8 protein-coding genes are annotated in these 11,685 nt (G+C 64.7%); all 8 read left to right on the forward strand.

Annotation, left to right across the window (positions count from 1 at the left end; genetic code table 11):
• Positions 1-34 precede the first annotated feature (34 nt).
• The 8 genes from Pla175_RS09330 to Pla175_RS09365 all read left to right on the forward strand — a co-directional run bounded on the left by Pla175_RS09330 (position 35) and on the right by Pla175_RS09365 (position 11,684).
• A complete protein-coding gene (locus tag Pla175_RS09330) occupies positions 35-2,446 on the forward strand; it encodes a golvesin C-terminal-like domain-containing protein (RefSeq protein ID WP_145283498.1) in 2,412 nt (803 codons plus the stop codon).
• 471 nt (positions 2,447-2,917) lie between these two features.
• The gene (locus Pla175_RS09335; RefSeq protein WP_145283501.1) at positions 2,918-4,765 is read left to right on the forward strand and encodes a hypothetical protein; all 1,848 of its coding nucleotides are present in this window, start codon (positions 2,918-2,920) and stop codon (positions 4,763-4,765) included.
• Between the two features lie 66 nt (positions 4,766-4,831).
• Complete coding sequence (locus Pla175_RS09340) at positions 4,832-5,764, forward strand: PEP-CTERM sorting domain-containing protein (RefSeq protein WP_145283503.1); 933 nt, start codon at positions 4,832-4,834, stop codon at positions 5,762-5,764.
• A 321-nt stretch (positions 5,765-6,085) separates the two neighbouring features.
• Entirely contained in the window at positions 6,086-7,207 is a 1,122-nt protein-coding gene (locus Pla175_RS09345) for a DUF1559 family PulG-like putative transporter (RefSeq protein ID WP_145292036.1), read from the forward strand.
• Between the two features lie 30 nt (positions 7,208-7,237).
• Complete coding sequence (locus tag Pla175_RS09350) at positions 7,238-7,672, forward strand: hypothetical protein (RefSeq protein WP_145283506.1); 435 nt, start codon at positions 7,238-7,240, stop codon at positions 7,670-7,672.
• A complete protein-coding gene (locus Pla175_RS09355) occupies positions 7,669-8,778 on the forward strand; it encodes a DUF1559 family PulG-like putative transporter (RefSeq protein WP_145292037.1) in 1,110 nt (369 codons plus the stop codon). Before Pla175_RS09350 ends, Pla175_RS09355 begins: the two co-directional genes overlap by 4 nt.
• Positions 8,779-8,860: 82 nt before the next feature.
• Positions 8,861-10,369 (forward strand): glycoside hydrolase family 10 protein, encoded by a 1,509-nt coding sequence (locus tag Pla175_RS09360; protein WP_197527377.1) that lies wholly within the window; start codon positions 8,861-8,863, stop codon positions 10,367-10,369.
• Entirely contained in the window at positions 10,347-11,684 is a 1,338-nt protein-coding gene (locus Pla175_RS09365) for an MFS transporter (RefSeq protein ID WP_197527378.1), read from the forward strand. The genes Pla175_RS09360 and Pla175_RS09365 overlap by 23 nt, the downstream gene beginning before the upstream one ends.
• Position 11,685 lies beyond the last annotated feature (1 nt).

The raw sequence follows: 11,685 nt of genomic DNA on the forward strand, positions 1-11,685 counted from the left end.
GCCCAGACTGCGCAACCTACTCGCAGCAGCAACGGTGCTCCTACTCCCAATAGCAGTCGCCCTGCGGGCGGCCACGCCGCCCGGCAGCCAACCCCACGGCGGCCTCGCCGGCAAGATCGTCTACCTGCACGGCGGCCACGGCTACACGGCCGACGCGCCCGGCCGAGGCGACTGGGGCTCTCAACGGCCGCTGCTGCTGGGGATGATCGAGGACCTCGGCAACAAGGACCAGATGGACTTCCTTGCCGACTACCTGTGGCGTTCGGGCGCCACCATCGCTGCGCTGCGGCCCGTGGGGCATCAGCCCAACGAAGTCGTGCTCGACAACGCCGACCCCGCGGTCACCTTCCACGGCGACTGGTCCGACGGCGCGGGTCCCATCTGGTTCGGCGGCGCCGGCGAAGGAGACCCCGGCGTGGCGCCTTTCCGCATTGCCCAGACTTCGCCTCAAGAAACCGCCTACGCCCGCTACCGGCCCAAGATCGCCGAGGCGGGCTTCTACCCGGTCTACTGCTGGACCCCAGTCGGTGACGATCGGGCCGCCGATCAGCTCTACCGCATCCACCACGCCGGCGGCGATACCGAAGTAGCCGTGAACCACCGACGCGTTGGCGCCGGCACGGTCTATCTCGGGACCTTCTACTTTGAGGCCGGCGACGGGGGGTACGTCGACGTCAGCAACCGCTCCGACGACGCCGGCAAGATCGTGGTGGCGGACATGATCCGCTTCGGCAACGGGCGGGGCGACATCGACCGCGGCGGGGGCGTTTCTGGGCTCAACCGCGAAGACGAGGCGGGCCTGTACTGGGTGCAGTGGCACGCCGATCGCGCCCACGGTGTGCCCACAACCACCTACCGCGAGCTCAAGAGCGACCGCGACGCAACGATCTCCTTGGCGCCCCGCTACGCCCGGTTCATGAACCGAGCCCAAGACGGGGCGCCCTCCGACCGGGTCTTCATCAGCTTCCATTCCAACGCCAGCGAGGGGGGCGCCCAACGCGGCGTGCTGGGCCTCTACAACGGCAATGGACGCGCGTCGGCCACCACCCCCAACCAGTTCCGACTGGCGGAGCTGCTGGCCCGCGAGGTGAACGACGACCTCGTCGCCCAAGCAGGCCGTTTTGAGCACGATTGGTTCGACCGAGGCAAGAATGTAACCCTGGACCGTACGGACCTCGAGTTCGGCGAGATCAACAACGAGTACGGGCTCGATGAGTTTGACGCGACGATCATCGAAACCGGCTTTCACGACAACCGCCAGGACGCCGAGATGCTCCGCGACCCGCGTGTCCGCGACGCGCTCGCCCGGGCTACGTACCAAGGCTTGCTGAAGTACTTCGCAGAGGTCGACGGCGGCAACACCAACGCCACGGCCCTCCCCCCTGCCCCGACCGGTCTCTGCGCCGCCGGATTGGCGGCTGGCGAAGTGACGCTTTCTTGGGCGCCCCCGGCAACAAGCGGGTCCGACACCCACGGCGCCAAATCCGCCGCCTGGGCCGGCGGGCCGCCGACCGGCTACCGGGTCTACGCGTCCCCAAACGGCTACGGCTTCGACGTCGAGGCCGACGTGCGGGATGGCGCCGCTACCGCGTGCACGCTCGCCGGGCTCGAACCGAACCGGCTCACGTTTTTCTACGTAGTCGCCACGAACGCCGGCGGCGAGTCTTCGCGCTCCCACGTGGTCGCTTGCGTACCCAGAGGTAAGGGCCCGCGTGTGCTTGTCGTCGACGGCTTCGATCGCAACGACCGCACACTCAATCCAACGCAGAAGGCCCTGCAGGGGGGCGACGTAGAACGCGTCTGGCCGCGTGGCGGCAACACTCAGGACTACGTGGTCCCAACCGCTGCGGCGCTGCACGCCGCGGGGCCCGATCTCGCAATTGATTCGGCCTCCGACGACTCCGTCGCTTCCGGCTCGCTGCGGCTCGAGGGTTACGCAGCGGCATTCTGGATCCTAGGCGCCGAGTCTTCCGACGATCAAACCCTTTCCGAGGAACTACAGGCCCGACTGAAGCAGTTCTTAGAACAGGGCGGCAGGCTGATGGTCTCTGGATCCGAGGCCGCCTGGGACCTCGACCATCTCGACCACGGCCGCAACTTCTTCCGCGAAACGCTTCACGCACAGTACGTGGCAGACGACGCCCAGTCGTCCGAAGCAAAGGGGGTCGCGGACTCCATCTTCTCGGGGCTGGAGTTGCGGTTTGGCGCGAACCCCCTCGCCTACTCTCCCAAATCCCCTGATGTTCTGCGTCCCGTAGCCGGCGGCGAGCTGGCGCTCACCTACGCCGGGGGCCAGGCCGGCGCCGGCGTAACATTCAACGGGACGGCCGGCGACGGGAAGGTCGTGCTGCTGGGGTTCCCGTTTGAAACCATCGCCGGCGCTGATGATCGCCAAGCGGCGATGGAACGGGTGTTGCGGTTCTTCGCAGTCTTTGGCGACCGCTAACCGCCCGATTCTCCGCGACGCCACGGGCGAATTTCTACTGCACCGCGCGTCCCGTGTGCGATAACCGCCGCTTACATGCGTGATGCCGCCTGTTGTGCGCGTTTGGGAGGATATGAAACGCAAACAAGAGATGTGCGGCGCGTCGGAATTGTCAGAATCGACTACACTGAAAGTTCAGTCGTTTCACTCAGGCGCACACCTTTATCAAGCTATGGGCGGTCCGCGGTTTGCCGCGGGTGGCGTTAGTCGCCGGTCGCCAGTCTTGCATTGCGCCTTGAAGATACTTAACGCGATTAAGCGCATCGAACTCTTGCGCGGATCAGAGAAAGAACGCCGCAATTAAGTGTCTTTCTTCCTTTACAACTAGAGATCAGGGTAGACAGCAGGGCAGAGACACCGCGGCAGTGTCTCGCAGCCGCGTCGCCCGTGATCGGCCCGTATCGCATCGTTCATTTAACTCGGGGATTCTGTATGACGGCCACAAAGCTCACTGCCTTCTTGGCGGCAACGACGGCGTGCATGACCGTGGGGTCGGCGCTGGCCGTTCCGTATGCTTCTGGCGTTCGCGAGGTTTCGCCGGGGAGCTTTGAGTTCGTTCTCAACCAAGCCGCAAGCAGCGTGACGATTAAGCGGGATGGGGGGAACGCAGTGGTTATACCGGCCGCCGCCGCGGGGCGTCACACGTTCGACATGACCGGCTTTAGCTCCTATGAGATCGAAGTTAGCAACAACGCCGCGGCGGGGTGGGCGAAGATCAGTGACGACGCCGACCCGTTCGCCAACTGGGGCCGGATCACCGGACTGGAGGTCAATAAAGACCCCTCCAGCCCCTACTTCGGGACCGTGTATGTCAACAACCCCAACACCACCGCCACCGTCGCGGGTCGCGCGATGGGAGACGGCATTTACTCGCTCACCGCGGACCTCCAGGGGGCGGACCTCTCGACAATCGCATTTACTCCCACGCTGGCCAGCGACACGACGCAGGCCAAGGGCGCCGATTTCTTCACCGTGAGCGGCAGCTCAAACTCTGCCTACCGCATGTCGCTGGACGACGGGGGCAACCTCATCATCGGCGACTGGTCCGATGCCAACGGCGGCATTAAGTACCTGACCCCTAACCTCACCGGCGGCGGGCTGATCCTCGCGACCCAAGGGGGCCCGAGCGGCGGTGTCGATAGTTCCGTATCGGATGAGTTCGGTGCGATCCCTCTTCACGGCTCTATTCCGTCACGGCCCACCACCACCGGCACGGTCGGCGTCGACCTAGTGGTGTGGGCGATCGATGAAGACCTAGACGAAAACTTCAGCATCCCCCAAGTGGACTACAACCACCTGTGGCGTTGGGACGTCGGCGCGGCGACAGATTATAGCCTCCCGCCCACCCTCGTGGTCGACGCGGGTTCTACCGATCTAATCTCCTTCACTTCGCAGAACATCGACGCGGTTTACAACCCGCAGTTTGATAAGTGGTACCTCACGCAGCCCCGATCCGACGGCACCGAATCGTCGTTGACCATCCTGACGGTGAACCCGAGCGACGCCGCGGCGCCGACGATCGAGTTTGCGTCGCAGGACTACACGGCAGCGCAAGGCCTCGACGGCTTTGTGGACGACGCGGCCGGCAATCCCAACAACGACATCTTCCGGCAAGTCGGTCAGGTAGCCTTCTCGCCCGACGGCACCAAGATGTACCTGCGCAGAAACGCGATTGACTCGCCCACGGCCGTCAACCCCTACCTCGGATTGGCGAGCAATCTTCCGGGGCAGGTTCTGGTGGTCCCCCTCGATTCAAGCGGTCTGCCGATTATTCAGTTCGACGACAACGGCACCCCGGGCGACGTGTCCGACGACTTCATCTCAAACTTTGAGTCTATCTCGCTGACCAGCAACGCGAGCGCCGCGTCCCGCTTCGAGATCCGCGTTGACGCTGCCGGCAACATCTACACCGGCAACAACACTTCGGAGCGGTTGGAAGTGTTCAGCCCCGGCGGCAACACGCTGGCCACTACTACGTCTGCCGGCGGCTTTAGCGTGGTCGCGCTGCCGGGCGGGTTGGCCGGCGACTACAACAACGACGGCTTCATCGACGCCGCGGACTACTCCGTGTGGCGTGACAATCTTAACACCAGCAATGTGCTGCCCAACGACCCCACCGGCGGCGTGATCGGGCAGACCCAGTACGACACCTGGAAGACCAACTTTGGCCAGCCGGCCGTGGGCGCGGCGGTTGGCTCGGCGGTTCCCGAACCGGCTGGACTGGTTCTCGCGGGTCTGGCGACCCTGTTGGGTTGCTGTGTGCGACGCGTGCGAAAGTAAGGACAGGCGGGACAAGAGAGGCAGAGCGTTTTATTCACCACGTTGTTCTACTATGAGGGAGTCTCCATGTTGACCCGAAGCCTTGTGTTTGCACTGATGGCAGTCGAAACTGCATCAGTGGCTTCTCTCGCCCAGGCGGCGACCGTGATCGTCGACGATTTCTCGGTAGATAGCTCTGCTAACTACACCGTCGTCAATGACGGCACCCCTGACGGTACGCAGGCGTTTGCCTTCGACTACGTTGCCGCGGGCATCCCCGTCGCCCCGCGATCCGCACCCGGCTCGACCGGCGGCTTGCGACTCACCGCCAACGACGCTGCCGCTGCGACCGACGCCTGGACGCTCTTTCACAACACGGCGGTTTCGGCGGACAAGTACTCCTTGAAAGTCGACGTCTGGATGAATTTCGACGCCGCTTCTGGTTCGACCGAGTTCGGCCACGTTGGCGTTGCTGGAAACGGATCGACCTTCAATTCCGTTTTCACGCCGATCAGCGGATCGGGCGCGTTTATTTCGTTCACCGGCGATGGCGGGTCTGGTTCCGACTACCGCTGGTTCCGTGACACCGCCAACTCGCTGGCGGATGACCCGGCGACCGCTCCCGCGATCTCCAGCACCACCCTTGCCAACTCCCACCCCAGCTACCTTGGGCATGGCAGCAACAACACCGGCGCCTTCTTTCAATCGCTGTTCCCGAGCGGCACGGTTGCGGGGAGCCCCGGAAACCTGTGGACGACCCTCAAGATCGACGTGGATAACGTCGCTAAGCAGATCTCGTTCTCGTTCGACGATCAGCTGACCTTCCAAGGAACGTTCATCGGTAACTTGAACGGTCAAGTGAGCCTTGGGCTTGCCGATACCTTCACCTCCGTCTCCGGCGCCTCCAACGTCTTCACGCTGTACGACAACCTAGAAGTCTCGGTTGTGCCCGAGCCGGCCTCAGCGATTCTGGCCCTATTGGGTGTGGGCGCAGTAGCGGTGGTTCGCCGCCGACGCTAGCCGATCGCCTCAGGGCTGCGGGCCCCATGGGAGCGGGGAAGCTTCGTTCTGGACATGAAGCCTGAAGGTAAGGTTTTAAGGCCTTCTGAGGCCCTAAGGTGGCAGCGCTGTGTAACGTGCTTCATGAAGCGGGCGTTCGGCTTGCTCGAACGCCCGCTTCTTTTAATGGAGCTTTATCGAGCGCAATCGGCGGTGCGCGAAGCGCATAGAGAGGTGCGCATATGTTCGTTGTGACGCCCTCTTTCTTCCGCTAGCTTTGAAGTTAGGCGACTAGTTTCGTTGTAATCAACATCCGTCGCACGCGTCCCCTGAGGCAGAGTGATGACACCTCGCCGCCATCTGCGCCCGACCACGGCCGCGCCACGCGGGTTCACACTCGTTGAATTGCTGGTCGTGATCGCCATCATCGGCATCTTGGTGGCGCTGCTGCTGCCGGCCGTGCAGGCCGCCCGCGAGGCGGCCCGCCGGGCGCAATGCCAGAGCAACCTCCGTAACGTGACTCTGGCGATCTTGAACTACGAGAGCGCTCGGTCTGACCTGCCGGTGGGGATGACGGTCCCGTCGATCACCGGCAGCGTTGGCAACGTGCTGGACTTCACCAGCACGTGGACCATCGACACGCTTCCGTACATGGAGAGCCAACCGCTCTACGACGCGTTCGACCTGACGCTCCCCGTCAGAGACGCCAAGAACTTTGATGAACGCGGCGCGGAGCTTCCGGTGATGCTCTGCCCGACCGACCAACGCAACACAACACGCTTTCAAGGACCGACCGCGGGGCTGCGTCAGAACTGGGCGCGTGGAAACTACGCCGCGAACGTCGGCGCCATGGCCACGGCGAACATCCGCTTGGGCCCCAGCATCTCCGGGGCCGTGCAACCGGGGATGACCGACGGCAAGAGCCCCGCGTGGCGTGGGACATTGAACTCTCCCTACTGGCCCGCAACGGTCCGCGGCGTGATGGGGCCCAACGCGTCGGTGAGGCTGGCCCAGATCACCGACGGCACCAGCAAGACCATGATGGTCACCGAGCTACGCGCCGGGTTTGATGAATCCGACCCGCGCGGCAGTTGGGCGCTTGGCCATGCCGGGGGCAACATGGTGTCTGGTCACGGCTCTGGTGGAGACGCCAACGGCCCGAACGTTTGCACGCCACGCTCGGACGACCTTCCTCAAAACATCGATTTTCAGTGTACGGCCAACGAGCAAGCCTTGGTCGCCGAGTGCATGACTTGCCACAACGACCCGTACGGTTTTGCCCAAGCGTCGCCGAGGAGCGCCCACATTGGCGGCGTGTTTGTGGGCTACGTTGACGGCAGCGTCTCTTTCATCTCCGACGACATTGAAACCAGCGGCCAGTACGCCCCGTGCTGCAAGGCGTGGGACTACTTGATTATGAGCGCCGACGACGGTTTTGTGCCGGACGTTCGTACGCGGCCGTAGTATTAAACCCCCCCTCAGGACCCTCTGGCCTTGTTCAACCATCCAGCATCGCGCGCCTCGAGGATTTCTAGCTTGTTGGGGCTGGGGTTCGCGGTCTGCGGATGCGTCGGGTGCGGCAGCGACATGGCGCCTGTGGCCGGGCGGGTCGAGTTCAGCGATGGGTCGCCGGTCCGTGGTGGGATCCGCGTGATCCGCTTCGAGCCGGACGACGACTCGCCGGCCGAAGTACGTAAGGCCGGCTCCGGCGACATCGCCGAGGACGGATCGTTCGTGATTACCACGAAGAAGCCTGGGGACGGCGTGTATCGCGGGAAGTACGTCGTGACCTTCACCGTGATTAGCGATCGAGAGAGCGCTAAGTCTTTGATTCCAAGCCAGTACACGACCTACGTCGACTCCCCTTTCGAGGTCACGGTTGATCGGGGGAAAAGCGACTATCTATTTAAATTGGAGAAGCCAAAGTGAGCCATCGCCAATACACAGAAGCCCGCGCGGCGTCGCCCCGGCCATCCGCGTTTACTCTGGTCGAGTTGCTGGTGGTGATCGCCATCATCGGGATCTTGGTGGCGCTGCTGCTGCCGGCCGTTCAATCGGCGCGCGAGGCGGCCCGCCGGACCCAGTGCCGCAATCAACTCAAGCAGATCGCGTTGGCGAGCCTGCTGCACATGGACACGCACAAGTTCCTGCCGAGCGGCGGGTGGGGTCAGTGGTACCCGGCAGACGCCAATCAAGGCTACGGCAAGAACCAACCCGGCAGTTGGTGCTTCAGCGTGCTTGCGTACTTGGAGGAGGGGAACCTCGCCGCGCTTGGCCAGGGGGCTACTGGGGCTGTGTTTAAGCAGTTGTCTATCCAGATGCACAGCACGCCGGTGCAGGTGTTTAACTGCCCGTCGCGTCGCCCGGCCCGCGCCTACCCCGCGAACTGGGGCGCCATCCGCGAACAGCCGTGGGTAGCGCAAATTCAGAACGTCCCCAAGAGCGACTACGCGGCCAACAGCGGCGACTCGTTGCACCACGCGTCGAGCAGCATCGGCGCTGCGTTCTGGGCCCCCGCTAGCTACGCCTCGCTCAACTCGTCGTCGCCCCAGTGGACCAATACCAACAACCCCGATTTCCCCGGCAGCACCTACTACCAGACGGGCGTCATCCACTACCGCAGCCAGGTGAGCGACCGGCAGATCAGCGACGGGCTCAGCAAGACCTACCTGATCGGGGAGAAATACCTCTCGACCGATTTGTACGACGACGTCAACAACGGTCCGGCCACTGAGCAGTACGGCGATAACCAATCCGCGTTCGTCGGCTTCGAGTGGGACAACCACCGCGTGGCCTGGGCGCCGGACGTCCCCGTGAGCCGAAGCGCCGACGTCTACCAGCCCCAGCAGGACCGCCCCGGGGGCGGCGAATCGAACATCTACGCGTTCGGGAGCGCGCACTCCGGCGCCATGAACATGGCGTTCTGCGACGGTTCGGTGCAGACGCTCGACTACGACGTCGACGCCAATGTGCATCGCTCTCAGGCGGTCCGGTCCGACGATCGCTTCCGCCCCGTGCGGGCCACGCGTCCTTAGGCGTATGCCGACTCCTCCCCTCAATCCGTCTACGGGCGTTATGCAGCAAAGTCGTCGAACCAGTTGTCTAGGGCTAGCTGCGTTGTACTTCGTCATGGGGATTGGCGGCCGTGCCAGTGGGCAAGCGCCCCCCGCCCCGCTACGCGAGTTCCGCGCCGCCTGGATCGCTACGGTCGCCAACATCGATTGGCCCTCTGCGCCGGGCCTTTCGGCACAGGAGCAGCAGAAGGAACTCGTTGCGCTGCTGGACAAAGCGGCCGAGCTGAACCTCAACGCCATCGTGCTGCAGGTGCGGCCGGCGTGCGACGCTATGTACGCCAGCAAGCTAGAGCCGTGGTCGGAGTTTTTGACCGGCGCGATGGGGCGCCCCCCTACCCCGCGGTACGACCCGCTAGAGTTTGCGGTCCGCGAGGCGCACGCGCGGGGGCTGCAACTGCACGCGTGGTTCAACCCGTACCGGGCGCTTCACTCGTCGTCCAAGGGCCCGGTGAGCGACGACCACGTCAGCCGCAAGCACCCCGGCATGGTGCGTGAGTACGGCGGGCAGATGTGGCTTGATCCGGGGGACAACGCAGCGATCGACCACTCCCTACGCGTGATCCGCGACGTGGTGAAGCGTTACGATATCGACGGCGTCCACCTGGACGACTACTTCTACCCGTATCCCGTAGATGAGGGGAGCGCGAAGAAGCCGTTTCCCGACGACGCGTCGTGGGCCACATACCTCGACTCGCTCGACGGCCAGAAGCCGCTCAGCCGCGACGACTGGCGGCGGGACAACGTGAACCGCTTCATCCACCGCCTGTCCGAAGAGGTGAAGGCCGAGAAGCCGTGGGTGCAGTTCGGCGTCAGCCCGTTCGGCATCTGGCGCCCCGGCTACCCAGAAACGATCCGCGGCTTCGACCCCTACGAGGCGCTCTACGCCGACGCGAAGCTGTGGTTCCAAGAGGGCTGGGTCGACTACCTGACGCCGCAGCTCTACTGGATGATCGATCCGCCTGCACAGAGCTACCCGGTGCTGATGAACTGGTGGATCGAGCAGAACGAGATGGGCCGCCACCTGTGGCCCGGCTTGTACACTTCGAAGGTTCGCGACAGCGGCGGCTGGCCCGCGGCTGAGATCGTGAACCAGGTGAAGCTCACCCAACAGTCCGCGGGCGCCCAGGGGAACGTGCACTTCAGCATGAAGGCGCTTGCTGGCGACCGAGGCGGGGTCGCAACGGCGCTCAAGCAGGGGCCGTACGCTCAGCCGGCGCTCGTGCCGGCCTCGCCGTGGCTGGCCGAGGGCCCTGCCCCCGCGTTGCCCAGCGTTGCGGTGAAGCGGGGACGCGGCGGTGCGGCCGTCAGTTGGCGCCCGGCCGGCCGAGGCGGCGTGGCCGCCTGGGTGGTGCAGACTCACAGCCGTGGCGTTTGGGAGACCCAGGTCCTCCCCGCCGACCAGAAGGAGCTGAAGATCGACTCGGCCGTGGGAGTGCAGCGGGTCGCGGTCTCTGCGGTCGACCGGCTCGGACGGCAGGGCCCCACGGCGATCGCCGAAGTAACCTCCGCCGCGCCAGCAGGGGCCGATCGTGCCGGACGCGCTCGCGAATGAACCGACCAGCAGCGTAGCGCCGCAGGGCGCTGCGCCACCGGCGGCGCCCTACCGCCCCAGCCGCGCGGCGTGGGGCTGGGTGCCCAGCCTGTACTTTGCGCAGGGTCTCCCCTACGCGATCGCCATGACGCTGGCCGGCGACATGTACGTCCTGCTCGACGTGCCTATCGACAGCATGGCGTTCTACACGGGGCTGCTCGGGATGCCCTGGGTGCTCAAGCCGCTCTGGAGCCCGCTGGTCGACGTGCTCGGGACGCAGCGCCGTTGGATCTTGGCGACCCAGGCCGCGATCGTGTTGGGGCTAGCGGGGGTAGCGGCGCTGACGCCGACCGCCGGGTTCTTCTTTGCGACCCTCTGCTTCTTCTGGATGATCGCCATCAGTTCGGCCACGCACGACATCGCGGCCGACGGGTTCTACATGGTGGGGCTCTCCGACCGAGATCAGGCGTGGTACGTCGGCATCCGGAGCACGTTCTACCGTGCAGCGATGTTCTTCGTCTCTGCATTCCTGTTGGCGATGGCGGGAGAACTGTCCGACATTATGCCCCCGCAGCAGGCGTGGGCCTGGACCTTCACGGCGGCAGCCGTGCTGTTCTTTCTGCTCAACGTGTACCACTGTTTCGCCCTGCCCAAGCGGGCCGCCCCGCGCCGAGAGCAGTCCTCCGACCTGCGTTCGCTGTACGCCCAGATGGTGGAGTCGTTCGTGTCGTTCTTCCGCAAACCGGGGATCGGCATCGGGCTGGCGTACCTGCTGCTCTACCGCTTCGCGGAGTCGCAGCTCGCGAAGATCGCTAAGCCGTTCATGTTCGCTCCCCGAGAAGAGGGGGGCCTGGCGCTCACCGAGCAGAGCGTCGCCGTGCTGTACGGCACGTTCGGCATAGCCCTGCTGACGCTCGGCGGCATCCTCGGCGGGTTCGCCGTCGCGAAGTACGGGCTCCGGCGCTGGCTGCTGCCGATGGCGCTGGCGCTCAATGTGCCAAACATCCTGTACGTGCTGCTGGCCCTGGCGCAGCCGACCAACAGCCTGGTGATCGGCCTGGCGATCGGCGTTGAGCAGTTCGGCTACGGGTTCGGCTTTGCCGCCTACATGCTCTACATGCTCCGGCTGTCGCGCGGCGAGCACCAAACGGCCCACTACGCCCTTTGCACGGGGCTGATGGCCTTGGGGGCGATGCTCCCCAGCATGATCGCCGGCAAACTTCAGATGCAACTGGGCTATCTTGGGTTCTTTGTGTGGGTCGTGGCGGCGACGATCCCCAGCCTGGCGGTTACGCTGTTCACTCCGGTCGACGACGACCCCGTCGAGCCGGCCTGAG

The organism is Pirellulimonas nuda, assembly GCF_007750855.1.
Classification (GTDB): Bacteria; Planctomycetota; Planctomycetia; order Pirellulales; family Lacipirellulaceae; genus Pirellulimonas; species Pirellulimonas nuda.

Bases quoted from the DNA above. Each gene is read 5' to 3' on its own strand.
- Pla175_RS09345 (WP_145292036.1), top strand. From the start codon at position 6,086: ATGACACCTCGCCGCCATCTGCGCCCGACCACGGCCGCGCCACGCGGG.
- Pla175_RS09335 (WP_145283501.1), top strand. From the start codon at position 2,918: ATGACGGCCACAAAGCTCACTGCCTTCTTGGCGGCAACGACGGCGTGC.
- Pla175_RS09340 (WP_145283503.1), top strand. From the start codon at position 4,832: ATGTTGACCCGAAGCCTTGTGTTTGCACTGATGGCAGTCGAAACTGCA.